Here is a 24,674-nt window from a genome sequence, read left to right as displayed (position 1 = left end):
TCTGACAACGGATCGCGTCTGTCAGCGCACCCCGATCGATGCGCCATTCGCCCGCATCACCCTCGACCACCGCCAAGAACGTCATAGCCAGGGTCTACCAGATGTCCGTGACACAGCGCCGATCGGCTGTCGCCTGAAGTTGGAATGGGCTCACTGAGCCACATTCGGCGCGGGCGCGGGTTGCTGGCGAAGTCACGCCGACCCTGCTGCCCGGGGCGGCACGCGCGACGGGTGCTCAGCGCTGGAAGACCGCTGTCGCCACAGGCACCGCCAGCAGCAGGCTGAGCCCGATCAGGGGCAGCCGGTCCAACCACAGGACGGCGGCGAACTCACGCAGGGTCGCGGAGAGCCAGTACGCGGGAGAGGTCGCCGCCCCCACGACGTGGACAAGGACGCCGGCGCGACGGGCCAGCAGGGCGGTGCGGTAGACGTGGAAGCCGCTGGTGACCACCGTGGCACGGTGCCCGGAAGCGGTGCGGTCCATGAGAGCCGCGCTGAAGCGGAGGTTCTGCCCGGTGTTCACGGAGCAGTCCTCCCGCACGATCCGGTCGGCAGGCACCCCGCGTGCGCGCAAGTAGTCGGCCATGGCGTCCGCCTCGGAGCGCACCTCGTCGTCGCCCTGGCCGCCCGAGACGAGAAACACCACACCGTCTGCGTCCGGTGCGCCGGCGTCGTCGACCGCGAGGGCCCGCTCCAGCCTGCGGCGCAGCAGCGGACCGGGCCGGTCGCCATTGAGCCCGGCGCCCAGGACGACGACATGAGTAGTCTCGGGCGGCGGGGTGCTGCGGCCCCAAACGAACACGTAGACGGTGAAGGCGAGGAAGAGCAGGCTGAGGTATCCGGCGGCCGCGTTCACCGCCACCATGAGGGCACCCGCCACCTCGCCCCCGGCAGTCTGGACGACCGCGTCGAGGCCGAGCACCGCCAGCAGGGCGCAGCCGGCGGCGCCGGCGGCCAGCAGGGACGCCTGCGGTCCGTAGCGCCGGACCAGGACGATGCTGTCGACCAGCAGGAGCAGGCCCAGCGCGAGGGTCATGAGCAGGGCGGCGACGGCGAGCACGGTCACGACGGTGGGGTGAGTCTCCGCACTGCGGGCGGCCTCGCCGAGCCCGGCCGACGTCACCGCGAGGCAGAACAGGACAGCGGTGGAGAACCGGTGCGGCGCCAGCACGGCATGGACGACGCCGCCCACGGCGAACACCGCTGCGGCAACGTACTCCGGGTACTGCGGCACGTCCCTCACCACTCCGCTCTCCCGCCCGCCGGGCCCGACCCCGTCCGCCCGTCGCCGCCTGCGCATTTCCGGACCCGCGCACCGTTGCGGGGCCCGGTGCGGACGCCGCCGGACATCCTCGCAGACCCGTCGGGGCGCGCCGTGCGCGGGCGGGCGCCGACGCGATCAGCCCGGACCGGCGTACGCCCGTCGCCCAGGTCAGATGCACCAGGAGCGCAGGACCTCGGCGACGTCCCAGCCCAGGACGACGGGATTGCCGGTGAGGATCTCGATCAGCTCCGGGGAGACGCTGCACACGTTCAGCTCCAGGTCGAAGCCCCGGAAGGTCGGGCACCCCTTCTTGTAGCCACAGACCCGGCCGTTGGCCGCCTTGTACTCGATGTCATCGCCGTCGTCGCTGTTGTTGTTCATCGCGAGGCTGGCGAAGCAGTCGAAGACGTACCCGTTGTCAGGGCCCGCGAGTGGGTTGCCGCACTGGTCGAGGCGAGTGACGCGCATGACATCCGCGTTGGCGATGAGCGGCCACGACATGTCGGGACCTCCTACGTACAGGAGTCCGGCCCTCAACCAGCGGCATGTGTCCGGCCCGAAGCCAGCGACACCGTCAGTCTAGTGCCGCAGTCACCAGGGGAGAACGACCGCCCGCTCCTGCAAAAGTTGCTCCTCGCGTGAGCTGAGCTCGGCGTACAGAACGATCTCCTCCACGCTAGTGAAGGCTCCGCCGACACGTGCCCGAGCGCCGACGATCCGTGAGGCTGCATCCGCGGACAGACGGAACGCCCGGCTCAGGGTCTCGGCTGCCACGCCGTTGATGTCGATGAGTCCACCGTCATCAAAGCCAGCATGCCGATCTGGGTCCCCGATGCCGAGTTCGAGCGCGAGTCGCGGGTTCTCCAGCGCAATTCGCCTGCCCTCATCTCGTTTGCGCATCTCCGCTTGGACCGCTGCGACCGTTGCGGCGGACGCGCTCACAGGCTGAGACACGGCCTGCGCGCGGGGCGTGGTCTCTAGAGCGGCGGGAGCGCCGGGCAGGCGTCCTCTCCATACGCTCGACAGCGTGGTGAGACTGGGCTCGAGGTAGATCTTTGAGTCGACCTCGACGCGGTCTCCCCATTCCGTCTTCGAAGCAAAGAGAAAGTACCCCGCCAGGCGGCGCCCCGGATGGAGGACCACATCGAACAAGGCGCCGTCAAGATCGTCCAGCCCCGCAGCCTTGCGGGCCGGATCACCGACGCGTGCGTAGTGGTATTGGTAGTGCAGGTCGAACGTGAGCTTCTTGGAGCCAACATTCTCCACAACGGCGTTGACCTGAAAGAAGTTGAGGGAACCCTTCGGTCCGCGCATCCCCTCATCCTTAGCCCTCTCCTGGAGCGACTTCTCGTCCATGTCGGGAGCCTGGAAGCTGGTAAAGCTCAGTTTCAGCCCACAGTCGAACGTGTACGCATCACCAATATTCAGCAGGTCCGGCGCCGTCTCGTCACGCTTCCCCATGCCCGTCCTTCAGGTGCAAGGCCGGAGCAGTCACCCTCCTGGCCAGTCGATCCACAACACACACATGATCACGATTAGCTGCTGTAGTACTAGTACTCCAGCAGCGTTTCGCTATCTGGCCTGGTCAGAGGCGTCGTCGGGAGTGTAGTTGGCTGATGGTAGGTCAGGGGCGGTGTTGGCGGACCGCCCCTCCAACGAGTGAGCTCGTTTCCGGTAGTGGCAGTGGCGGGCGACGGCCTGGCGTCTGCGTCGCCATCGTGACCAGCTCACCGCGTGAAGGCGAAGCGCTCGGCCTGGCCTTGGGGTGGGGCGAGTTGCCAGGAGCTTAAGCGGACTTCCGCCACGGTGAGTGGAACCAGGGTGTCGGAACCGTTTCTGCACCCCCTTTTGAGGCCGCCTGGGCTGCCGTTGCGGCGAGAAAGGCATGGGCGAGCATGGCCAGGGTGATGTGCCGCATCCAGCCGACGTAGCGGCGGACTTCGTACTGGTCCAGGCCGCACTCGTTCTTTGCTGCCTGGAAGCATTCTTCAATGGCCCACCGTCGGCCGGCGACCCGCACCAGCTGGTCGACGTCCGTGCCCACGGGCGCATAGCCGAGGTAGTAGGCGATTTCATCGGGCCTGGTGACGCTGCGACGGGCCAATGCCCAGCGCTGGTGTGTGGGCGTCTCGCCGTCGAAGTCCTCGATGGCAGGGAGTTGGACGGCTGCCCAGTGGTAGACGCGTGGGCCCTTGGCGCCGTCGCCGCACGAGCGCTTTTCCCATGCCTCGTCCGGCGCCTGCGTGAAGAGATGGTCGATGCGGCCGAAGCGGGGCACGTGCTGGGACTTCGGGACGGCCAGGACATAGCCGACGGAGACTTCTTCGAGCATGCGGCGAAAGCGCCATTCCTGGCCGTAGGCGGAATCCGCGGTGACCCAGGCGATGGGCAGTGGCGATGCCAGTGCGCGCAGAACGATGGCTCTGGCCAGCTCGCCCTTGGTGGCGAAGGTCCGTTCGTCGGGAATCTTCGCGGCGCGGCAGCGTTGGCGGTCGTCCGTCCAGGACTTGGGGAGATACAGCTCCCGGTCGACCAAGGCTCGGCCGCGGGTGGTGGCATAGGCGGCGAAGACGCCGATCTGGCAGTTTTCGGTGCGGCCAGCGGTGCCGGAGTACTGCCTTTGCACGCCTGCGGACGTGATGCCCTTTTTGACGAAGCCGGTGTCGTCGAGAATGAGAACCCCGCTGTCCTCACCGAGCTTCTCGGCGACGTATATCTGCAGGTCATCGCGGACGTTGTCGGCATTCCAGGTTGCCCCGTTCAGCAGCCGCTGGAGGCCGTCAGGGGTGTGGTGGCCTGCGTATTCGGCCAGTTGCCAGCCGTTCTTGCGGCCGACCGGACCGAGCAAGGCGCGGACGTAGTCGCGCATTCGGCGTCGTAGGTCGGCGCGGCCGAAGCGGTGCCCGATACGGAGAAAGAGGTCGTTGAGTTCCCGGTCCCAGGCCGCGTCCGCGGGGTCGTCGATCACGCCGGGAGGCTGCCCGGATCACAGCCCAGACAGTTCTCAGAGGGCGTTAAGTCCGTTTCTGGTAGCGGCCGCGTCCGGGTTGTTCGAGGAGTCCTTGACGGACGAGTCGTCCCAGGCGGGAGCGGGTGACGTTGATCGAGGGCTCGTCGGTGGGCAGGCCGAGGTGCTCGTGCAGGTCGCGGACACGGAACACCTTCCCAGGGTGCTCGTTGAACGTGGTCACGATGCGCTGGTAGACGGTGGCGGTCTCCACGAAGGCCGTTGCGTGATCGGGCGGGGTGAGGCCGTCGATGACCTTGCGAGTCGCGGTGAGCTCGGCCAGGCGGGCTTCGGTCTCGGCGAGGCCGGTGGTGAGCCGCACGATCTGCTCGCGCAGGTGGTCGGCTCGTGCGGCGGTCTCATCGTGCTCGGCCTGCAGCAGCCGCAGGAGTTCGCTGACGTTCACGCGGCCAGCTCCACGTCGTCCCGCCAGGCGGGGGCAGGGGTGGTGAGGCGGCGGAGCATGCTTAAGCGGTGGAGGCCCAGTAGACGCGGGAAGCCGCGTTGTCGGGCCGGTGATCGTAGTCGCGGGCGAGGCGCCGGTGCAGCATGAGGGTGCCGTTGGCCTGCTCGACCACCCACCGCTTCGGTTGCGGGACGAAGCCCTTGCCTTCGTCGTCGGGGTTGCGCCGAACCACCTCGACGGTGATGTCCTTTACCGCCCCGTGGATGATCACAGCGTCCTTGAAACCCTGGTCGACCAGGACCTTTTCCAGGCGCATCCCACATCGTTCGGCCGCCTGGTCCAGCAGGGCGATGCCGGCCTCGTTGTCGTGGGCGCTCGCGGCCAGGACCACCACACCGATGATCAGGCCCAGCACGTCGACTGCGAGTCCCCGCTTCCTGCCAGGCGTCTTCTTGTTCGCGTCCAGTCCCGTCGTCTCCTTCGGCACCCCGGCCGCCACGCGGACGGACTGGGTGTCGATGATCACCAGGGACGGGTCCTCTAATCGTCTGGACCGCTCCCGCACCTGGCAGCGCAGGATCTCCTGAATCCGCTGGTCAAGACCATCCTGGCGCCACAGAGTGAAGTAGTAGAACACCGCCGACCAGGCCGGGAGGTCGTGTGGCAGGAGCCGCCACTGACAGCCCGTCCGGTTCTGGTAGAGCAGCGCGTTCACTACCTCGCGCAGGTCGCAGGAGCCCGGGTCCCCGGTCGCCGACCGCGCCACCCGCTCCTGCTTCCACGCGGTGACCAGCGGCTCGATCAACGCCCACTGCTCGTCGGACAAGTCGGTTGCGTACGGCATCCGTTCCATGCCCACGACCTCATCATGCACACGACATGACCCGAGGGCGGAACTGTCCCATCACCCACGAACGGGCGACACCACATCATCAGAAACGGGACTTAACGTCCTCTGAGACGTCGTCCGACGGCGTCTGCGAACAGCTCTTTACCCTCGGCGATATTCCCGGCGTGCTCTGGACGCCAGAAGGTGCCGTCGGTACTCGGCCCCTCATCCTGATGGGACACGGCGGCGGCCAGCACAAGAAAGCTCCCGACATCCTGCGCCGTGCGCACCGCTTCGTGGCGGAGTGCGGTTTCGCGGTGGTGGCGGTCGATGTGCCTGGCCATGGTGACCGGCCGACGGAGGAGGAGTACAACCGGATGGCAACCGAGAACCAGGCTCGCGTGGAGGCCGGGGAGGAGTTGGCTCCGCTGATCGCCGGTTTCCAGGCGCTCGTGGCTCGCCAGACCGTCCCGGAATGGCAGGCCATTTTGGACGCGGTCCAGGATCTCGAGTACGTCGGTGCTGGTCCAGTGGGCTATTGGGGGGTGTCGTTGGGGTGCGGGCTCGGCGTTCCATTCGTAGCCGCCGAACCCCGGGTTCGTGCGGCGGTCCTGGGCTTGGGCGGGGCGTTGGCGTCGGCGGCGGCTGCCGCGCGGATCACCGTCCCGGTGGAGTTCCTGGTGGGACGATGAGCGGGTGCCGCGGGCCCAGAGCTTGACGCTGTTCGACTCCTTGGCGTCGGCCGAAAAGACCCTGCACGCCAACCCTGGCAAGCACGGGGAGATCCCGGCATTCGTACTGGACAGCACACTACGGTTCTTCACGCGGCACCTGGGCTGACAGCGCCGCCTGCAGTCCGCGACGCGCCGATCGGGATCCGTTCCCGATCGGCGCGTTCAGCGAACACTGGTCGGCGTGGCCGACAGAGTTCAGGTTCGACAGATCGAGGACGATGAGGGCCGACGGCTGCTGCGGATCATCAGCAGAGGCAGTGGATCGGTGGTGACCTGGCGGCGGGCCCAGATGGTGTTGTTGTCCGTGCAGGGTATGCCGTGGCATTAACGCCTTGCTTCGGGGTCTGGCACAAGTTCCGTGAGCCGGTGACTCCATGTAGTTGTTGATCTCCGTTCGGAGGGTTCGGAACTCGCCTTGAAATCGCTCCTCGTGCGGGTGGTGCGGCTGACATTCGGTGGCCGTGAACGAGATGTTGTCCAAGCTGTGCGAGCTGCTGTTCCCGTCGGTCCCCGGTGTCGCGGTTGTGGCCGTGAGTACAGACGGCGAGGCAATACGGATCGAGGCGCGATGCACGCCGGCCGGAGCCGCCTGCCCTGACTGCGCCCGCTGGACAGAACGGGTCCACAGCTCCTACCTGCGGTTTCCGGCTGATCTGCCCGCTGCCGGGCGGAGAGCGCAACTCGCCTTGCGGGTCCGGCGGTTCTTCTGCCCGGCCACCGCATGCGGTCGGCGGACGTTCGTGGAGCAGGTGCCGAGGCTGACCCGCCGCCACGACCGGGTCACCGAGCGGCTGCGGCAGACGATGAGTGCGATCGGGCTGGCCCTGGCGGGCCGGGCCGGTGCCCGCCTCTCCCAGGTCATGGGCATCACCACCAGCCGCACCACGCTGCTGCGCCGGGTGATGGACCTGCCCGACCCGGCCGCCACGCAGCCCCGCGCCGTCGGCGTGGACGATTTCGCGCTGCGGCGCGGACATGTCTACGGAACGGTCGTGATCGACGCCGAAACCCATCAGGTCCTCGACCTGCTGCCCGAACGTGACGCCGCCACCCTCGCCCTGTGGCTCGCGGCCCACCCGGGAATCGAGGTCGTCTGCCGCGACCGCGCCGGTGCCTATGCGGAGGCGGCCGACACCGCCGCGCCCCAGGCCCTCCAGGTCGCCGACCGTTTCCATCTCTGGCAGAACCTCGCCTCGGCGGTCGAGAAGACGGTCGCTGGCCACCGCTCCTGCCTGCGTGACCTGCCGCCACCTGCCCCGGAACCCGAGCCCGCGTGGGAGACGCCCGTAGCGGCGGCATCCGGCGAAGACACCGAACCGGACGATCCGACCGGCAGGTTCGCCGAACGGGCTCGCGCCCACCACGCCCTCGTCCACGATCTCCTCGCCCAGGGCGTGGGCCTCCGCCACATCGCACGCCATCTGGGCTGGGGGCGGCACACCGTCCAGCGGTACGCCCGAGCCGCCCGCTGGCAGGACATGGTCAAGGGCCGCAAGCGCCAACTCCCCAGCAAACTCGACCCGTTCAAGACCTAACTGGCCGACCGCTGGACCGAGGCCGACGGGAACGTGACCATCCTCGCTCTCCACCGAGAGATCACCGCACGCGGTTTCCGCGGCCACTACTCCCTCGTACGCGACTGGATCCGGCGCGAGCTGCCCCAGCGAGGGGGCTTCACACCCGCTCCACCGCCGCCATCGATACGGCAAGTGACCGGCTGGCTCACCGGCACCCCGCCACCCTGACCGAGGAAGAGAAGCTGCATGGCGAGGCTGTGCTCGACCGCTGCCCGGAACTGGCCTCCGCCGCAGAGCTGACCGGCTCGTCCGCGGAGATGCTCACCACCCTCAGCGGCACCCGCCTGCCCGAGTGGATTACCGAGGCCAGCGACGCCGGCCTGCCCGGCATCAACAGCTTCGCCGCTGGTCTGATGAGCGACTTCGACGCGGTGACCGCCGGGCTGACCACCGACTGGAACTCCGGCCCGGTCGAAGGAGCAGTGAACCGGATCAAGATGCTCAAGCGGCAGATGTTCGGCCGCGCCGGTTTCGGCATGTTGCGTAAGCGGGTCCTGCTCTCCTGAGGCTGCGGTCAGACCGCGTCCTCCACCACTCCGAAGCCGTCTGGAAACGCCTCCAGGAACGCTCGCCGCGGCGGATCAGACTCCTTGCGGGACATGGTGGCGAGCAGGCCGAGGAACTCGTCCTGCTGCTCACGTGACAGCTTGCTCACGACGTGAGCGACGCCGTCCAGCACCTTGACGGCGTCGTCTGGATCCATTTGCTCGTCTTCACAGCCTTCGACGAACCAGAGCACATCAACCAGAGCCTCGGCCAGAGCTCGCGTCAGGGAAGGGTACGCACCAGGCATCGAGACGATCTCCCAGCAAGTCGGCGAACAGAGTTCCGTCATCTCAACACATGCCACTGACGTCACGGTCAGCAACCGGGTCACGGAACTTATGCCAGACCCCGAAGTAAGGCGTTAATGCTAGGTGACTGGGTCGGACACGCGATGACCTTCGCCGAGTGGCTGTACCGCTACCTGATCGGCAAGGAGATGGCCGGCTGGGACAGCACTGTCTTCTACCCGGGTCCCGTCGAGCTGGAGTACCCGCCCGCAGGACCGGGCCAACGCACCCAGGTGACCTACGGGCCGGAGCGTGGAATGTGAGCAGCACACCAACCGAGACGACCTCTTCGTGTCGATCTTTACCGCAAAGCGGTCGGCGCGCGTGGAAGAAGTCCTACAGGTACGGTGTCAGTGCTGTCGCAAGAGCCGGGCTGCGAAGGTATGCCTTCGCGCAGTGGATGTCGACGAGCCGCAGGCTCTCGGTCAGGTCCATATCGACGTCGGAGAAGTAGTTCTTCAGAGGGCGCAGAATAGCGACGGGGTCGCCGTGGTCGGCCAGGTTTATCCAGCGACCCACACCGGGTGGCCGGCTGCCGCGCCCTTCGACCGGGGCGGGCTGCAGGCGCTGGAAAATTCCGTGCGGGAGAGCAAGTGGCGAGCCGACGGTGACCAGCAGTTCGACGCGCAACTCTGGATGAGCGTGCAGTGCCTCGTAGGTGACAACTGAGCCCAGTGAGTGGGCAATCACGATCCGCGGCTGGTGGGCAGCGATCACCGAGGCGACTTCCTCGCGGGCCGCTAGGCGGGCGGGGGCCTCTGGGTGGCGCATATACATGTTGACCTCGCGGAGGCACGTTGCGATGAACCCGCGGGTGAGCCGGCCGTCGAAGCTGAAGTGTCTGGCCAGGGCGGTGACGATGTTCCGGAGTGGGATGCCAAGTCGGCCCTGTGCGGTGAGCTCAGGGACATTCAGTTTGAGTGCGTTGATCCACTGATCTGCCAGCTCAGCCTCCTCTGGGATGAGGCGGTCGAGGGCGTCGTCCTCTGGTCCGTGGGAGACCGGCATTCCCTGGCGCAAGTGGTGGGCGTAGTAGGCGAAGGCCAGCGCGTCGTCGGGAAGGGCCGAGCCGTGTGCCGAGAGGTACTTGGTCCAGGTCTTCGAGTAGTAGGCGGCGACCTCCTCGGGCCTGTGGCCGGACTTGTAGTTCCCCATGCCGTGAACTCCGACGATCAGTGACATAAAGGTGAGCTCCTGGAGGTGGATGATCAGGGGTGAGTGAAGGGGTTCAGGGGGCGCAGGGGCGGCAGATGGGAGCCGGGATTGAGCGCGATGAGAGTGTCGCCTAGCGCAATCACGAGAGTTCCGTCGGTGGTGACCGTCAGGCTCGACGGCTTGCGAGGCAGCCAGATAGTGTCCCGTTCAGCGCCGGTTTCCAGGTCCCACAAGCGCACCGCTCCATCACTACCCCCGGTGACTGCGAAGGGTCGGCCGTCGAGAGTGGCGGTGGTGATGCATAAGACAGCGCCGCGGTGGCCTTTCAGTTCCTGTGCCGGCGCCCAGGCTTCCAGGTCCCACAGGCGCACCGCTCCATCACTACCCCCGGTGACTGCGAAGGGTCGGCCGTCGAGAGTGGCGGTGGTGATGCATAAGACAGCGCCGCGGTGGCCTTTCAGTTCCTGTGCCGGCGCCCAGGCTTCCAGGTCCCACAGGCGCACCGCTCCATCACTACCCCCGGTGACCGCGAAGGGCCGGTCACCGAATTTCGCTGTGGCAACGCAGGATGGCCATCCACTGCCGCAGGTCAATGGGGTTCCCAGAGTCCGGTGCTCTACGAGGTCCCACAGCAGGAGCACACCGGTGTCGCGGCCAAGCCGGTGGGCCTTGCGGCCGCACAGCACTGCTATGGGCCTGCCCTCCACCGTGGTGCAAATGAGGTCGAAAAGGAGCAGCCGGCCATCGATCGTGTCGTGTCGTACGGGTTCTACGCTTGGCAGTTCCCACGTGGAGAGGGTTGAACGGCTTTCGGCGTATGCCATCCGTACCGAGAACCCGAGAGGGCGGCCGTCCAGGATCGCGAGATCCACCCCCGTCACAGGACGGCACCAATAGGAATCTGGGTCTTTGCCGAACCGTGTCCGCTGGCTGAGGCCCCATGTGTGGACTACGCCCCCGTCAATTCCTGCGAGTACATGGGCATATCCGCTGATTTCCATCGATTGGAGGGCGTAAATGTTCGCGTCTAGCCGCGCAAATTCAGGGACTCCGTCGTGAGAAATCACACCGCTTCGGGCAACATGCGTCCCGGCGTCGCCGACCCGACGCGCGTTCCATGGGCCTTGGTCCAGAAGGGCCTTGGCCAGATCGTCCCAGCCTGCGGAGACGGCGGCGATGGCCAGAGTCTGCTGGCGCTGGGCAGGTGAGCGTTGACGGAGAATGGCGAAGTGCTCGCCATACAATTCGGCTACGGGCAGACCTCGGGCAGCCGACCGAGGGGAAGGGTGCAGTAGGGGTTCGAGTGTATCCGGATCGGCATGCACCAAGAACTGCGGGTCGTTCAGGAGTTCCTTCAGGCGGCTTGCTTCTGCGGCGTGCTGGTCAACATGGCGGAGCAGGTAAGGGTCGGCGGTGTGCCAGCGGTGAGGTGTGCCAGTGAGTGCGAGCAGTCGCGTGAGAACCCCGTCCGGCTGAGACCGCAGGTGGTCTGCTAGTCCCTGATGGAAGAGTCGGTACACGGTTCTGCCTTCAGCGTCCACGTCGCGGCGTATGTGGAAGCGGGCTTCGTCCAACGCCGCGCGGATGTGTTCGATATCCGGTCTCTCGCCGGTGGCAAAGGCACTGGCCGCCGCCTGCACTACCCCCTCCGGCATGCCGGATCCGTGGGCGTGTGCCAGGGCCGCAAGCACCTCTTTCAGCCACGGGGTAGATTTCCGTCCTGCGGAATACAGCGTCAGATCGAGGAGCTTGTCCAGAGTACGCGGTACCTCCGGAGGATCGGGCTGGTTCACGACGGACCGCAAGTACAAGGCTGCCACCAAGAACTCGCCGTAACCTCGGATCCGATGCCGCACCAATGTCCGCGCGATATTGTCCGCGAGTTTGGCGCGGACCTCTTCAAGCCCGGCGGGCGAATACCGCGACGAGAAGGCGAGGACGGCATGCACGTAATCGCGCAGGTCGCTGCGGAGTTGAGACCGGGAGACCTTGTTGAGGTTGACCTGGCGGGCGCGCCGGAACAGCGGAGCGAACCGCAAACGCTCACTGCGTACGCCGATCAGCATCCGGCAGACCGGCTTAAGAGTGAGCAGGGCATCCATTAGTTCACGCGGGTGCTCCGCCTCGTCCAGCGCGTCCAAGACCAGCACCGGTCGGCTAACGCTTCCGTCGAGTGCGGTTACGACCTCCTCTGCCGTCCGAACCTGACCGAGCTTCCATTGGCGGCCCAGCGCAGCCATTACCTCAGTCACCGAACGCTGACGTGCGTGCACCACCGCCAATTCGGCGATTTCCGAGGGCGGTTCGGCGAGCGACTGCCAGAGCAGGCTCTTCTCTCTACGCAGAGCAGGGTGGGCGGCGCATACCAGGGTGCCCAGCAATGCGGACTTTCCCGCACCGGGCTTGCCGGTGAGTAAACACAGGTCACCACCCTTGCCATTCAGCCAAGTCGACAGGTGACTTGCTTCCTGCTTCCGGCCGCGGAACAGACCCGTGTCGCCCTGGTCGAGGATCAGTTCTGTCCCCGATGCCCGACCGAAGAAGTGCTCTTCGTCCGCCACCTCATCGAGGAGCGGAGCGGCCGCAGGGTCGATTCTTGCACGGGAGCTCTCGGGCGCGTCCTGTACGTATCTGGGGTTCGGTAGGAACGCGAGATGATTGAGAGCGGAACCCATTTCGGGGGTCGGGCACAGCGGTCGCTGCATGCGCTTGAGCTCTGGGGCCTCGCTCTGATAGAGCTCTACGCGCTCGGCAATGTGCCTGCAGAATTCGGAGAGGGAAAAGTAGGGCGTGGACGGGTCAAGGCGGATACGCTTGTCGAGGACCGATTCCAGCACCTCGGCGATGGCCAGCGAGAGCCACCCCTGCCAGGCCTCCTCGCCGACCTCGTTGGCACTTATTACCCAGGCTCTGCGGGAATCCGTGCGGATCTCGTTATGCCAGGGATTCCGTGCGTTGGCACCGGCATAGCACAAGTCCAAGAGGAACAGCACATAAGGCGCGGACTCCGGTGGCTGCGCGTCCTCAATGAACTTCAGCCACTGCTCGACATCGACTCGGGTCCGTACGTAGTCCCCACCGATAGGATACAGCGCACCACTTTGGCCCAGATCGCCATGGGTTAGGAGGTGCACCACGACGAATCCGGGGCCGGAGCCCAGTACCGTGTCGACGGCCTGCTCAAGTGCTCCCGCGGTCTTTGTAGGGTCCTGGGGGTGAGTTAGTGCTCTGTACCCAAAGGCGTTGAGGGCCCGGCGGATCCGCTGGGTGTACTCGGGGGCGTACTCCAGCCGCGCCCAGGGGCGGGGTGGCGTCTCGTCGTCCAAAGGGTCGGGTTGGCCTTCGATTCCCACCACCAACGCACGGTAGTCAAGCCCCGGTTGCCCACCCATGTTTGTCGTCCCCGATCTGTGCGCCCTGCGGAGAGCCACTGTAAATAAGGAGCGAGGATCCCGGGGCCCGTTTCCGGATAACACAGCTCCGACGCTGAAGGGGAGCATGGCCGGTTCGTCCCTGCTGTGACCGTATAGACACCTCAGGCGCTCAACACGTCAAGCTGCGGCAGCGAGTTCGACGGGGAAGGCGGTGTGCTCGTCGAACAGCTTGCGGTGCTGAAGGCAGTGGTAGAGCTGGCCGAGCATACGGTTGAAGAGGTTCCCTCTGAGCGGCTGCGTGCGAGTCTCCGTGGCCGTCGCGGCGCCTGCGGTAGTGGGTGTTGGCGCCTGGTGAGGCAGTGATGGCGCTGAAGGCCCAGAGGTAGCCGGCGTGGTTGAGGCGGTCGTTCCCACCGGCGAGTGATGTTCGACTTCTTGCCGGATGCCCTGGTGATGGGTGAGGCGCCGGCGTATGCCTTCAGGCCGCGGGCGTCGGCGAAGCGGTTGCGGTCGTCTCCGATCTCGGCGAGCACCCGGGCGCCCAGCTGGATGCCGAGTCCGGGGAAGCTGAGGATGATCTCAGCGTCCGGGTGCTGGGGTAAAGCTTCCTCCACCGCCTCGGCCAGATTGTCGGCCGCGGTGCAGGCGGCACGGTCCGCATTCCGTGCCGGGGACCGTGGGAGATCCTCTCCGCAGGCCAGAAGGCGGTGAACCGGTCCCACGCGAAGATCCGGGCCCTTGCCGCGACCGGTGGGGTTGCAGAAGTTGCTGCTGTTGTTGTACACACACCCGTCGTTGTCAGCACGCGCCGTCGCGTGCGTTCCCATAGTCGTCGAGGTGACGAATTCGGCAGCGGGTCCCAGAGCACCCCATGCCGCCAGGGCAGCCGATGCGATCAGCAGCGCCAACCTTGATCCTGGGCCTGCGCGAGGACCGGACGACGTCGATTCCGCGGCATCCGAATCCGGAGCCGCTGTCCGACCAGCTCCGCAAGAACTACCGGGAGGCACTGGTCCTTCGCCTGGACCCGCCAGTCGCATGCGACATCCATTTCGTCTCCGAGGATACCGCCGCGGCCCGGCCTCGCGGCCTGGTGGTCATCTCCGTTCCGCCCAGCGCCCGCACTCCTCACGCGATCCTCGGCACGACGGATCTGCGTGATGGCACGCTGCGCTTCCCCTACCGGAACGACAATCAGACGGCTTTCATGAACCTTGCTCAGGTCAAGCGTGCCATCGCCGCCGCGACAGCGCTTGCCGCCGGCCGCCACGAGGTCCTCGATGCCGCCTACGCGGCCGTCACCGGCGACGGCCGCGCGCTCCCGGGGCCCCAGATCACGGTGGTCCTCACTCCCGACCTTCCCGGGGCCTTTCCGATCGACGGTGCGTCGTTCGGCGTCTTCAGCGAGGAACTGGCAGCGGACGAACTCCCCTTCCTCGGCCGGGACGTCTTTCGCTCCTTCGGCGTGGGGCCAGGCGGTTCATCGCCTCGCAGGGCGATTCCCGCTCACGGCACGTCGCGCACTTCCATGCCGACGGCACTGCAGCGTGGGTGACCGCGGGGCCCGTCGTCCATGCGTTCACGGACTCCGACAGCGCCCTGCTGCACGCGGCGGAGAGCTGGGACAGCGACGGTGTGGTGCTCAGGGTCCTGGCCATCCTGAGAGACCTGGCCGGCCACGCAGCACAGCGTGCGGGGGCTTCCGGTACGGCAACCGCTCGCCTGACCCTCAGTTCCGGACCGAATCAGGTGGCCTGCGGGCTGGCCAGCAGCCGCGCGAGCAGTGCGCAGATCGTATTCAGCGCCGTGGAGCAGCACACGGCCACCGGGCGGGCCGGCGTCCTGCTCGATGCCGCGGCGGAGGGCGGCGCCGGGCTCGTTCGGGCTGCCGCTGCTCTGCTCGCGGACTGCTACCAGAACTTCGGCGTGGTGGAGGCGGAACAACTCACCCTCGACTGGCGAGTCAACCTGCCTGCTTGGGGGCACCGCGTCCGCAGCGCAGTCTCGGCGTGGGCACAGGCCGTCGGCGTCGAGACTGTCGGCTCAGTGACAGCGCCTGAGATGTGAGCCGATGAGCATGTGCGCCTCTTTCACACTCCTCGTATGGGCCGGTTCGTCGAAAACTCTCCCCGGGGCCGGATCGGCCGAAGCCGTTCGAGCACGGGCCAGTTCTGCCCCTGGAGCCCTCGATGAGCGAACAGCTGGCCCCCGCCGACCACGCCCGGCAGCAGTTAGAGCCCGCGGCCGCCGACGCGGTCCGCCAAGCAACTGGAGAACATCACCCGCGAGGCAGAGATCCACGCCTCGACCGCGCCCTGGTCATCATCTCCGTCGACCCCGATGCCGGCGAACCCCTCCCCGGCGACAGCACCGGCCCGCAGCATGCTGTCCGGAGGGACGCTTTCGAAGCCCCCGGTCCTGCGCAGCCGGGTGACCCTACCGTCCGGTGCCTGCAGCACCGTTGGTGATCGGAGAACGTGACGACTTCCCCGGTGTCTGGCCATGGCGCCCGATCTGCGCTGTAATGCGCGGTCATGGATGCGAGCGTGGTCGGGCTGGTGGGCGCGGCAGTCGGGGCGGTGGGAGCCGTGGCCGGTGGCTGGGTCTCCGGGCTTGGTCAAGGGCGTCAGCAGCAGCGACAAGTGCAGGCCGACCGCGAGCATCGGCGCGAAGCCGCGCGTCGTGAGGCGTACGGTGCGTGCATCGCGAGTACGAAACTGCTGTCCAACGCGTGGTGGCGTTTCGCCAACCTGGTCACAACCGAGCAGTCCACGCCAGAGCAGTGGCGGGCAGCCTCTACCGAGGTACACGAGACCTGGACCCGGTTCAGCACCGCGATCGCTGCTGTAGCTGTCGCTGGGCCGGTTGCCGCCGCAGAAGCCGCCGACGAGCTGCGTGTGGCGATGTACGAGTGGGAGAAAGCCGGGTTGGACTGGTTCGCAGCAGCACTGCGGGAGGGGCACGGCCGACTCGACCAGCACTCCGAACGCTTCGAGCAGGCGTGGCAGGCGAAGCGCGGTCCCGACCGCGCCTTCCAGCGGGCCGCACGGCGCGCCCTGGGAACGGAAGAACCGTAGGTCCGGATCGGCGATGAGGCGGGACAGCCGAGGCCCGCGCCGCGGGCCTCGGCACCAGTGAGACCTGTCGTACGGTCAGATTTGTGACATTACCGTGCAATTCGTCTGAAGATCCAAGAGCAGCAGTCAATGAAGCAGTCTATTTTCGCGCTGGCGGGTCTGCGAGCACGTTGGCTACAACTGCTTGGGTTTTGGCGACGTACTGCTCGCTGGCCTCCCAGCTCAACATTTCGGATCTCCAGCGGCCTTACGACCCGCTGGCCAGCACCTCCGCCTGTTGCGCGACTCCGAGTGACGAAAGGCCTTCCGCCGCGCACAGGCAGTCGGAGGCGCCGCCGACCGTGGTCTGGAGGATCTGGTAGTCCGTGCCGTGTTCGTGGCCCCAGTGCATCGCTGCGCGCCACAGGGCCCTCCCGTACCCGCGGCCGCGGTGCTGCGGGAGGATGCCGAAGTACTGGGGCAGGAGGCGAACGGTCCCGGCGGCGTCGGGCATGGTCTCCATCGGCCCGATGGCGCCGGCCACCCGGCCCTCGTGCGTCGTCGGCGCCCGCGCCGTGAGCGGGTCGGCGGTATCCCCTTCACCAGCGGAATCAGCGCCTGACTGTCGTGGAGGTTCGCCCCGGAGGCTGCGACGGACAGGGGCAGACCGGTCCGCTCGGTGATCAGGTGGATCTTCGAGCCGTACTTGCCTCGATCGACAGGATTCGGACCTGTCAGGCTCCCCTGTTCAGGGCTCTCATGTTCACCGAGTCGATCGCGCAACGGGTCCAGTCCAGCTCCCCACGAGAGCCGAGTTCGTCGAGGATCAGGCGGTGGAGTTTGGCCCGTACGCGGGCCTTCGTCCACTCGGTGAAGCGGCGGTGAGCCGTCGCGCCGCAGTGGGGACAACCGATCTTCTGCAAATTCTGCCGCCGTCGACAACGGTGAGTTTATCTGGACACTTTCATGATCGACGGGTGCGGATTCACACGGTCGTGTGTCACGCGATCGAGGCGATCCGCGACGGACCACTCCGGTCGGTCATTGCAGGATGTCCAGCTTGGCGGCGACGAGTTCGGAGCGGGTCAGCTCCAGCAGTCGGCCCATCCAGTTCCGTCCTTCGAGCCCGCGTTGCCCCCAGAAGCTCGATCCGATCTCGGTGTAGATCAATCGGGTGGCGCCTGTGGCCATCAGCGTCTCGGCGAACTGGGGGTGCTGCTGGAACTTCGCGCGGAGCAGGCGGGTCATGACGGCGACGCGAGCCTGGGGCCAGTCGTCGCGCAGTGTGGAATCCTCGGCGAGCTTCTGCGCGTCATACGGCCTTTCTGCACCGAGGACCTCGGTCTGTCGGTGTTCGTCGGCAACCGCCAGCGCCCAGTAGGCGTGCGCAACTGTGGGGTAGGTCCGGCTGCCCATGACGATCGGCGCGGGGAACTCGTTGCGCAGCACGAGGGTGCCCGGGTTCTCGGGCCAGCCGCGGGGGAAGACCACCTGGTTGAGATGGACGCTGCTCTCGACCGGTTCAGTCGGGCCGTCGGCGGGTGTCTTCGTCTCGTGCTGCTTCCGCAACTGCTCGCGCTCCGCGAAGTACTCCAAGGCTGAGGCGTGCATCTCCTCAGTGACGTCGACGGTTTTCCCGTTCCACAGCTCGATCTGGTTCCCCGGGCCGGTCACGATCACACGGAGAGGGAAGTCTTTGCGGTCCATGTCGCCCAGGGCGTATCTCCGCAGGTGTTCCGGGATGGCTTCATAGGCTTCTCGAACCGCGGTCCGGTTGGCCTCGGTCGGCTGCTGTCGGAAGACGTCGACGGCGGCGAGACAGCGACGGGTGGAGTCCGGACGGCCGTTGAGGTTGTCGATGTCGTCGCGGACCTCGCCAAGCAGCATCTCGGGCGTCAGCCAGCTCTTCGGCTCGGCGAACTTCCACGAGGCGAGGTGGTGGGCCGACGCCCGGGCACCTTCGGGCAGGTCAGTGGCGACCCATCCAGAGGCGAGCTTGCCGGCGAAGCCCTCAAGGGTCTCCAGCCCCCAGCAGTCGACCATTCCGTCGGCGTAGATCAGCAGGTCGGTGAGGAAGTAGTTCCCGCCGTTGCGGATGAAGGCATGCCGCCACGTGCCCTCAATGCGCGCGCCGTCCACGTTCCGCCACGTCCGCTGTCCTATCGCCATGCGCAGCAGGGTAGCTGTTCGCATTCCCACAAGATCGGGATATTCGGGCTGAGGTTACAGCTCAGCGTGGGGTTCGCCGAGGTCGTCCAAGAGGCTGATGATGCGCTGGTGGCGCTGGACCTCGCGGTCCCACCCGCGGGATTCGGCGTCGGTCACCAGTTGCTGTTCGGTGCAGAGTCGTTCGCGCAGCCGGGGCGCGTAATGGGGTGTGGTGACGAACTTCGCGCAGGTCAGGTAGAGGTCGCACTCGCAGGGCCCCTCTTGAGGCAGGCGCAGGCAGCGGCCGAGTTCGAGTTCGGTCTTGCCAATGTCCTTGGGCTGGCTCTTGCGTCCGCGGTATTCGCGGACTGCGTAGATCAGCCGCGATCGCTTACCCGTGTTGTAGCAAGTCATGCCCACGGCAACAGACCACTACCCGGGCTGTGGCCGATCCTTTGCCCTGGCGCCCACCGGAAAGACGCCTGCCTCGTTGAGGTCGGTCTCCGTCACCAGAGGCTTCGCCAGAATGCTTTGGAGGAGTCCATCCTGGGCGTCGGCTAGCTCGGTCAGTCGGCGCAGCAGCGTGAGCACTTCGATGAGTTCGACGCTCCACTCGGTGGGCCAGTGCGTTACGTGGATGTCGTCCAGCGGGCTCGACCTTCTGCCGGCAGGCCGTCCCTTGCGGTAACCGAACCACCTTCTGAGGACGTTCACGCCACCCACCTCGTAGGACCAGACTGCTCCCGATACCGGCCCAAAGACACCCGGTCCGACGCGGACGGTACCTGTGAGCGGGTCGTAGCGCATGTCGTCCGGCAGGCCGTCGCCCACCGGTTCGAGATATCTGACCTGTCGTTTGTCCCCGGGCTCGTAGGCGATGGACCCGTGAGGACGTCCCGAGGCGGAGTCGAAGCACACATCGCCGTAGGTGGAGGCCCACAGCACCTCCTTGCCCAGCCGTACGCCTGCTTCCCAGAGCCTGGGATCGCGGGTCAGGGGGATCCGTACGCCCGGCGTGGCGAGGTCGTCGCGGAAGCGCTCGGTGAAACCGGAGTGCCCGGCCACCGCCATGACGTAGGCTGCCAGGTCCGTCGCCTGGATGTCTCTAGACCGCAACAGGTACGAGAGGAATGGCAGTAGCTGATGCGCAACGTTGTCGTCGCCATCGGGCTGAAGAACGGGGTGTACTCGCCCGCCGCCCCGTCCGGCGAAGTGATGCATGTCCGGGAGAAGGCTGGTGGCGACGACGGCAGGCCCAGACCACCTCGGCGGATCCGACGCCGAGGGCTGGTTGAGGAAGATCTGCCCCTGTCGCAAGGCCGCCCAGAGTCCCGGGCGGGGCCGGTCGATGACGCGCTCGTCGGCGATCAGCCACTGCCGGTCGAAGCTGCGCATCCCGATGCGCACGACGTCCGGGCGTCCGGACTCCTCCCGGCTGAGGGGTACACCGTGCGGTGCCCGTCCCGGCAGCGCGTTGTGGATCTTTTCCGTGGAACTGTCCCGTGTCGGCTTAAACAGCGAGGCCTTGACCTCGGGGTCACCTTCGCCGACCAGTCGGTTCCAGCGCAGCTCCAGAACCTCCCTGCTCGGCGACACGACCCAGTTCCGGTGGGCCGCCATGCCGGGAGTTCCCCAGGGGAATAGATCGGCAAGCGCCGGGCAGGTCGCCCAGCCCGTCTCTGGAGCCGACACCGAAGGGGAGCTGTCCTTACGAGTGTTCCGCCCCGTGCGTTCATCCGACCGCACGGTGCCGAGCCGATCGTTCTCTTCGGCCAAGCGGTGCTGGGCGCCCAGGGTCAGGCAGCCCAGCTCCCGCAACTTCGCGCGTGTCTCGGCGTCGGTCGAATAGACGACGGTCCCCACCGTGCTCCGGGTCAGCAGCACTCTGTAGGCGTTGCGAATCATCCGGTCCGCCTCGTCGGCTGTCGCGTTCCTGAGCGACGGATCCCGGGAAGCCGTCCGATCTGTGATGAACCGGTCGCCGCGCCACACCAGGTCCGGCCCGATGACGACACCGCTCCAGTCGAACTCAAAGCCCTGAGCGGTGTAGATGCATCCCACCTGACCGAATCCGGCCGGGTCGGTGGCCCACAGTGCGGCGGGAGGCGCCCCGGACACCGAGCGGTCACCACGCAGGTTCCACGCCCGTGCCCAGTTGCCGATCACCACGTCGAGGGGTAGGGGCTCGCCTGGCCCGCGGTCCGCCGACCAGGGCCAGCAGTAGCCCGCGGTCATGCGAGCGGCGTACCCCTCGGTCAGCTGGTCCTCCAGGAAGGCCTCCATGTCCTGTGGAGTCCCGGCGACGAGGAGTTGCATTCTGCCGTCCGGTTCCCAGCGTGCGGGGCCGCCTGGCTCAAGCCCGGCGAGACGTGCCGTCCAGTGCATATAGGCATCGCTGCCGCCGCAGCGGAACTGGCTGTCCAGCGAGACGACCTGGACCGGCACTCCCTTGTCCTGAGCCGCGCGCGCGATTCCCGCCACGGACCCGATCTCGCCCGGGCGCACCACCTGCCCTTCGTCGAGAAGGAAGACAGAAACTCTTGCCGCGTCGATGAGTTCGTCGATCTGCGGGCGACCGGTCGTCAGGGCTGCCTTGGTGTAGCGGTTGGCGGAGGTCCTTCGAATGCGGTGAGCCTCGTCGCATATCAAGACATCCAAGGAGTTTTCCTGTGCTTCCATGAAACTGTTGAAGTACCGGAAGAGTTCATCCGCGGTGCGCCTGCGGCCCCCGACGACCCTCCGCAGGGTTTTGGTCAGGGCCTGTGAACCGGTGGCGTGCAGAGCGGCCTTGCCCTGTCGGCGCAACTTGCCCAGAAGGTGGAGAGCGATCACACTCTTGCCGGTCCCCGCCCCTCCCGTGACGATCACGACTTCTTTCCCGGCCGAGCGCTCCGCCTGCCGTACGGCGGCGAGGACCGTGCGGGCGGCGATCTCCTGCTCGTCGAGGAGGGTGAACTGTCCTCTCGTCCGGACCTCCTGGGCGGCGAGTGCCGTCAGCCGCTGGGGAGACAGGACCGTGCCTAGAAGAAGCGCATCGGCCGCTTCCGCTCCAGGACGCCCACCGCCGAACCGCGACCGGAGATAGGCGATCAACTCTCGCCGGCTCTCGCCGGTGAACAGCCGGTCCTCCTGCAAAAGACCACCGTCATCCCGGAGGCCGTGCACTCCAAATTCCGTGGCGTTGGGCAGATAGACGGCAACGTCGACGCGCTCCGGGTGATCGGCCAGCACGCTGTTGAACCGCACCAAGTAATCGCGGTAGAGCTGCACCTGGTCAACGGGGTCGAGGGCGAGAGCTGTGCCTCCGTCGGCAGAGCACAGCCCCGAGTCCGTTCCGTCCCGTACGGCGCTGGTCCACTCTTTGAGTTCGACGATGACGTACGACGGGGCGGAACGGAGAGGGTTCGGCCCGGCCAGAATCACATCCAGGCGTCCGCTATTCATCGGCAGAGCGAACTCGACGAGCATCTCCACCTCGGTGAGACCGGCGTCGACCAGGCAGCCGGCCAGCGCGGGCAGGCTCCGCTCCCAGGCCCTGACCTGCGAAGGAGGCGGCCTGTGTCCGACGGTTTGCGTGTAACTGTCGATGAGCAGGGTGACCAAGGAGCCGTTTCGCAGAGCGGCGGCGACGGAGCCCGCGGACGCGCGCAGCAAGGCTCCGCCGAGTGCCTCGGAGGTCTTCCATGCCTCGGCCGGGACCCCGGTGCCGGACGTCTGCTCGCCGTCGGGATCCTCCCGCTCAGCCGGGCCATCCATGACAGCGAAGGGTGAGGCTCCGTCCGGAAGCCGGATCGTTCCCGATGCGTCGGTCACCAGTGCGGAGAAGTCGGGCAGTCGGTCGAGATACGGCTCAAGAGCACGCCCCACGGCCCGGGTGACCTCTTGCGCCCGGGCCAGGCTCAGAGCACTCGACAAGAGGCCCCGAACACCGGGCCTGAAGGCGTAGAGGCCGTCTTTACGCAGCGATTCCGGCGTTCCTTCCAGCGCTCGCTCGTCGTCGATGCCTTCGAGAAGCCCGCCGAGCAGCACCTCGACGACATGCGCCGAGGTGGCTTCAGGGAGGGTGGCGCTGCGGACGATCTGGATGAGCAGAGGGCTGAGCGGCAGTTCCAGCGTGGAGAGCCGGACCGCCAGACGGTATGCCTCCGGGGAGAAGGAGCCCCGAAACACCTCGATCAGCCGCTCGGGCGGCTCGGCCACAGGGGCGGCAGAGACCGCTCGTGTTTCCTCGACATCAAGCGACTCCAGCGTGGCCGCCTCAATGAGGCGGGGAACAGCGGGACCGGTCAGCAGTTGCGTCCACGACGCCATCGATGCCGGCGACAGCGCGAGCACCGGCAGGGTCGGTCCGGTGCCCCCAGCGTATTCCGCCCGCTCGCCCGTCAACGGGTCCAGCATCACCAACTGGTGAGCGGCCGGGAAACGCCGGGCGGCTCTGACCATCTGGGGCTGAGCCGGGAAGTGTGTGGCGCGCCACAGTCGACGCGGCAATGGATTGATGGCCGCGACGGGTCCTCGAGCTCCCCAGCCTGCGACAGCCTCGGCGATGGCAGCGTTCGTCCAGGCCGGGTGAACGCCGTCCGTCAAGAGGAAGACGACCGACGCCGCGTCAATGTTCCAGCGGCGCGGGAGGTGCGGCTTCTGCGGGCTGAACGTGCCTGTACGGACGGTGCGAAAGTTCCCGCTGCGAACCAGCAGACCACTGACTTCGGGTACCAGTGACCGCCATACGCGCATGGACGGTGAGTCGTCGACCAGCAGGATCGCCGAGTGCAGCAGTTCGCGTTCAGGTCTCAGCACTACGTCGAGGGTGCCGGACTCAGCGGTGAGCCGGAGAGTGGCCTCCACGTCGACGACGTTCCGATGCGGGTGGTCTCGGTGCCCGCGCAGGGGACGGAGCGACCGGGCCAGCGAGTGCGCTCCGGACAGGGCCCGGGGGGCAGGCAGGCGCACGGCACGCGCACGCGTGTCGGCGCCTGAGCCAGTGCCTCCCCGGCCGGGGAAGAGGAACCGGCGCTGTCTCGCGGCCTGTTCCTCATCCGGCTTCGTCGGCGCGGCTTTCACATCCTCCGCGTCGAGGCTCTGTTCATCACTGTCGTCCTCGGCTGTGTCCTCGACCGGGTGCGCCGTGTCGGCCCCTGTCGCCGGATCCGGCGACAGGGCGCCCTCATCCCTCGTGCGGGACTCGTCCATGACACGGGCCAGCAGGAGGACGTCCAGGAGCTCGTCGCTGCCGAGGGGGTATCCGAGGTTGTCCAGGACCCGCTGCAGTCGGTCGATCACGCCGGGAATGTCTCGTCGAGCCGGTGCATGACGGCGTTGGTCAACTGGTCACGGCTCAGGTCGGCTCCCGTCACGCGCAGGTGCACCGCGGCCAGGAGCTGATCCGTCGCGAGAGTCTCCACGGCTGCCCGTTGCAGGAAGTTCTGGATGAGGTCCTCCGCGTCGGCGAGCGCCTCGGCTCCGAGGTGAAGGCGGACGATGTCACGGAGCTTGTCCTCGTCGGGGTCCGGTAGATCGAGGCGAACACACCGGCGCAGGAAGGCCGGAGGGAAGTCGCGCTCCCCGTTGCTGGTCATGACAACGATCGGGAAATGGGTGCACGACACGGTGCCGCGGTCTACTCTGACCCGCCGCCTGTCGCCGGTGACCAGGACGTCGGTGCTCTGCTGGTCCTCAGAAAGCCGCGAGAGTTCGGGGACCTCGAAGCCTCCCTCCTCCAGGACGACGAGGAGATCGTTTGGGAGATCGACGTCGGCCTTGTCCAGTTCATCGATCAACAGCACACGGGCGTGGTCCGGGGCGGCAAGTGCGGTGCCCAGCGGTCCCAGGCGCAGGAAGTCCCCGATGTCCGAACGGCGGCTCCTCGGAAGGTGCCTCAATCTCCTGGACGTACTCCGCGTGGTCCGCGTCTCGCGCTCCAGCGACGCCTCACGGAGCCGCCCGACCGCGTCGTACCGGTACAGAGCGTCCGCCAGCGTGGAGCGGCTGTTGACGGGCCAGCGCAGCACGTCACCTAGGCCCAGTTCTTTGGCGAGGGCGTGGGCGAGGGAACTCTTGCCCGTGCCGGGCCGCCCGGTGACGAGCAACGGACGGCGCAGACGCAGCGCGGCGTTCACGACCGCGACGTGGTCCCGGCCGAGGAGGTAAGGCTGGGCCGTGGATGCCCGCGATGCCCCGGGCAGGCTCCGCCACGGCGGCGGAGCGGGCAGGTCCGCCGGTCCGCGGAACACCCACCAGTCCTCGGCTGCCGTACCGGGAGCGTCATCGGGTGCGGAACTGTGCGACACG

Annotated in this window: 18 protein-coding genes and 8 pseudogenes; 10 read left to right on the top strand and 16 right to left on the bottom strand. The window is 67.1% G+C overall.

Features of this window, described 5'->3' with window-relative positions:
* Window positions 1–235: 235 nt before the first annotated feature.
* From HEP85_RS38910 to HEP85_RS38885, 6 genes and pseudogenes are all read right to left on the bottom strand, one after another.
* Window positions 236–1,234 (bottom strand): YdcF family protein, encoded by a 999-nt coding sequence (locus tag HEP85_RS38910; protein WP_168532062.1) that lies wholly within the window; start codon window positions 1,232–1,234, stop codon window positions 236–238.
* A gap of 198 nt (window positions 1,235–1,432) precedes the next feature.
* Window positions 1,433–1,765, bottom strand: coding sequence for a hypothetical protein (locus HEP85_RS38905; protein WP_248002293.1), 333 nt, complete (start codon window positions 1,763–1,765; stop codon window positions 1,433–1,435).
* Between the two features lie 90 nt (window positions 1,766–1,855).
* Window positions 1,856–2,725 carry a hypothetical protein gene (locus HEP85_RS38900; RefSeq protein ID WP_168532061.1) on the bottom strand — a complete coding sequence of 290 codons (870 nt, stop codon included), beginning with the start codon at window positions 2,723–2,725 and terminating at the stop codon, window positions 1,856–1,858.
* Between the two features lie 325 nt (window positions 2,726–3,050).
* Entirely contained in the window at window positions 3,051–4,172 is a 1,122-nt protein-coding gene (locus HEP85_RS38895) for an IS701 family transposase (RefSeq protein ID WP_369658157.1), read from the bottom strand.
* A gap of 106 nt (window positions 4,173–4,278) precedes the next feature.
* Window positions 4,279–4,677, bottom strand: coding sequence for a type IV toxin-antitoxin system AbiEi family antitoxin domain-containing protein (locus HEP85_RS38890; RefSeq protein WP_211117739.1), 399 nt, complete (start codon window positions 4,675–4,677; stop codon window positions 4,279–4,281).
* Window positions 4,674–5,530: pseudogene (locus tag HEP85_RS38885) on the bottom strand (IS5 family transposase). The gene HEP85_RS38890 and the pseudogene HEP85_RS38885 overlap by 4 nt, the downstream one beginning before the upstream one ends.
* Before the next feature lie 209 nt (window positions 5,531–5,739).
* Between HEP85_RS38885 and HEP85_RS38880 the strand changes: the two are divergent.
* The 4 genes and pseudogenes from HEP85_RS38880 to HEP85_RS38865 all read left to right on the top strand — a co-directional run bounded on the left by HEP85_RS38880 (window position 5,740) and on the right by HEP85_RS38865 (window position 8,323).
* Window positions 5,740–6,346: pseudogene (locus HEP85_RS38880) on the top strand (alpha/beta hydrolase).
* Between the two features lie 75 nt (window positions 6,347–6,421).
* Window positions 6,422–6,565: pseudogene (locus HEP85_RS38875) on the top strand (IS630 family transposase); the annotation flags it as partial.
* Window positions 6,566–6,710: 145 nt separating this feature from the next.
* Window positions 6,711–7,775 (top strand): ISL3 family transposase, encoded by a 1,065-nt coding sequence (locus HEP85_RS38870; protein WP_248002561.1) that lies wholly within the window; start codon window positions 6,711–6,713, stop codon window positions 7,773–7,775.
* Entirely contained in the window at window positions 7,667–8,323 is a 657-nt protein-coding gene (locus tag HEP85_RS38865) for a transposase (RefSeq protein WP_248002560.1), read from the top strand. Before HEP85_RS38870 ends, HEP85_RS38865 begins: the two co-directional genes overlap by 109 nt.
* An 8-nt stretch (window positions 8,324–8,331) precedes the next feature.
* Here the strand turns inward: HEP85_RS38865 and HEP85_RS38860 are convergent, their stop codons facing one another.
* Window positions 8,332–8,694, bottom strand: coding sequence for a hypothetical protein (locus tag HEP85_RS38860; RefSeq protein WP_248002292.1), 363 nt, complete (start codon window positions 8,692–8,694; stop codon window positions 8,332–8,334).
* A gap of 60 nt (window positions 8,695–8,754) precedes the next feature.
* Between HEP85_RS38860 and HEP85_RS38855 the strand changes: the two genes are divergently transcribed.
* A complete protein-coding gene (locus tag HEP85_RS38855; protein ID WP_248002291.1) occupies window positions 8,755–8,913 on the top strand; it encodes a hypothetical protein in 159 nt (52 codons plus the stop codon).
* A gap of 73 nt (window positions 8,914–8,986) precedes the next feature.
* Here the strand turns inward: HEP85_RS38855 and HEP85_RS38850 are convergent, their stop codons facing one another.
* The 3 genes and pseudogenes from HEP85_RS38850 to HEP85_RS38840 form a co-directional block, all read right to left on the bottom strand.
* Window positions 8,987–9,832, bottom strand: a complete 846-nt coding sequence (locus HEP85_RS38850; protein WP_168532059.1) for a hypothetical protein — start codon at window positions 9,830–9,832, stop codon at window positions 8,987–8,989.
* Window positions 9,833–9,858: 26 nt separating this feature from the next.
* Window positions 9,859–13,161, bottom strand: coding sequence for a hypothetical protein (locus HEP85_RS38845; RefSeq protein ID WP_369658032.1), 3,303 nt, complete (start codon window positions 13,159–13,161; stop codon window positions 9,859–9,861).
* A 195-nt stretch (window positions 13,162–13,356) separates the two neighbouring features.
* Window positions 13,357–13,835: pseudogene (locus HEP85_RS38840) on the bottom strand (IS110 family transposase); the annotation flags it as partial.
* Here HEP85_RS38840 and HEP85_RS38835 point away from each other — a divergent pair.
* The 5 genes and pseudogenes from HEP85_RS38835 to HEP85_RS38815 form a co-directional block, all read left to right on the top strand.
* Window positions 13,815–13,919, top strand: a pseudogene (locus HEP85_RS38835) (IS5/IS1182 family transposase); the annotation flags it as partial. The pseudogenes HEP85_RS38840 and HEP85_RS38835 sit on opposite strands and share 21 nt — an antisense overlap.
* 170 nt (window positions 13,920–14,089) lie before the next feature.
* Window positions 14,090–14,734 carry a hypothetical protein gene (locus tag HEP85_RS38830; RefSeq protein ID WP_168532057.1) on the top strand — a complete coding sequence of 215 codons (645 nt, stop codon included), beginning with the start codon at window positions 14,090–14,092 and terminating at the stop codon, window positions 14,732–14,734.
* Window positions 14,731–15,246 (top strand): hypothetical protein, encoded by a 516-nt coding sequence (locus tag HEP85_RS38825; RefSeq protein WP_168532056.1) that lies wholly within the window; start codon window positions 14,731–14,733, stop codon window positions 15,244–15,246. Before HEP85_RS38830 ends, HEP85_RS38825 begins: the two co-directional genes overlap by 4 nt.
* Before the next feature lie 122 nt (window positions 15,247–15,368).
* Window positions 15,369–15,560 (top strand): annotated as a pseudogene (locus tag HEP85_RS38820) (hypothetical protein); the annotation flags it as partial.
* A 153-nt stretch (window positions 15,561–15,713) separates the two neighbouring features.
* Window positions 15,714–16,256: a hypothetical protein gene (locus tag HEP85_RS38815; RefSeq protein ID WP_168532055.1), complete on the top strand. Its 543-nt coding sequence runs from the start codon at window positions 15,714–15,716 to the stop codon at window positions 16,254–16,256.
* 247 nt (window positions 16,257–16,503) lie between these two features.
* On the opposite strand, the pseudogene HEP85_RS38810 reads toward HEP85_RS38815, so the two are convergent.
* From HEP85_RS38810 to HEP85_RS38785, 6 genes and pseudogenes are all read right to left on the bottom strand, one after another.
* Window positions 16,504–16,785, bottom strand: a pseudogene (locus HEP85_RS38810) (GNAT family N-acetyltransferase); the annotation flags it as partial.
* Between the two features lie 5 nt (window positions 16,786–16,790).
* Window positions 16,791–17,125: pseudogene (locus HEP85_RS38805) on the bottom strand (transposase); the annotation flags it as partial.
* A 151-nt stretch (window positions 17,126–17,276) separates the two neighbouring features.
* Complete coding sequence (locus tag HEP85_RS38800) at window positions 17,277–18,404, bottom strand: NADAR family protein (protein ID WP_168532053.1); 1,128 nt, start codon at window positions 18,402–18,404, stop codon at window positions 17,277–17,279.
* Window positions 18,405–18,458: 54 nt separating this feature from the next.
* A complete protein-coding gene (locus HEP85_RS38795; RefSeq protein WP_211118142.1) occupies window positions 18,459–18,797 on the bottom strand; it encodes a hypothetical protein in 339 nt (112 codons plus the stop codon).
* A gap of 18 nt (window positions 18,798–18,815) precedes the next feature.
* Complete coding sequence (locus HEP85_RS38790) at window positions 18,816–23,666, bottom strand: SAV_2336 N-terminal domain-related protein (RefSeq protein ID WP_348772470.1); 4,851 nt, start codon at window positions 23,664–23,666, stop codon at window positions 18,816–18,818.
* Complete coding sequence (locus tag HEP85_RS38785) at window positions 23,663–24,673, bottom strand: MoxR family ATPase (protein ID WP_168532051.1); 1,011 nt, start codon at window positions 24,671–24,673, stop codon at window positions 23,663–23,665. The genes HEP85_RS38790 and HEP85_RS38785 overlap by 4 nt, the downstream gene beginning before the upstream one ends.
* Between the last annotated feature and the right edge of the window lies 1 nt (window position 24,674).

The sequence above is a fragment of the Streptomyces sp. RPA4-2 genome, from assembly GCF_012273515.2.
GTDB classification, from domain to species: Bacteria; Actinomycetota; Actinomycetes; order Streptomycetales; family Streptomycetaceae; genus Streptomyces; species Streptomyces kaempferi.
The sequence above is the reverse complement of the archived record's forward strand: the minus strand, read 5'-3'. Positions and strand labels throughout refer to the sequence as shown.